The sequence below is a fragment of the Vibrio sp. 2132-1 genome (assembly GCF_033344315.1).
In genome coordinates this window covers 1-662 of the sequence record NZ_JAWPON010000409.1, presented here as the reverse complement: position 1 = coordinate 662, position 662 = coordinate 1, and the positions used below count along the sequence as shown (strand labels likewise).

The window sequence follows — 662 nt, the reverse complement described above, 5'->3', positions numbered from 1 at the left end:
CGAGCTGGTGGTACTAAGCGTGATGAAGGTAAGCTGACGGGCGGTCAATCACCGGAAACCTCGACACAAAGCAATCAGTCCGCAGAGTCAGACATGCAACAGCAGCAGTCTGAAGAGATGTCACAAGAGATGGAAACCTTGATGGAGAGCATCAAGAAGGCGCTCGAACGTGAAATCGAACAAGGCGCGATTGAAGTGGAGAACCTCGGTCAGCAAATCGTTATACGAATGCGAGAGAAAGGCGCATTCCCAGAAGGTTCTGCATTCCTGCAACCGAAGTTCAGACCATTAGTGCGACAGATTGCTGAGCTAGTGAAAGATGTGCCAGGTATTGTCCGAATCTCTGGTCACACAGACAATCAGCGTTTGGATTCTGAGCTGTATCGCTCGAATTGGGACTTGTCATCGCAGCGTGCAGTGTCGGTCGCTCAAGAGATGGAAAAGGTCAGAGGTTTCTCGCATCAGCGTCTTCGTGTGCGAGGTATGGCGGATACCGAGCCTTTGGTGCCGAATGATTCTGATGAAAACCGCGCACTTAACCGTCGTGTTGAAATCAGTATCATGCAAGGTGAACCTTTATACAGTGAAGAAGTGCCCGTTATTCAATAACAAAGCGCGTCTATAAATAGTTCAGAAGATAAAAAGCGAGCAGAGTGCTCGCT

General features: G+C 49.1%; 1 protein-coding gene. It reads left to right on the top strand.

The window, feature by feature from the left end:
- Window positions 1–609, top strand: a 609-nt coding sequence (locus R8N47_RS25715; protein WP_318186166.1) for a MotB family protein, incomplete at its 5' end; no start/stop codon positions are given.
- Window positions 610–662: the final 53 nt, after the last annotated feature.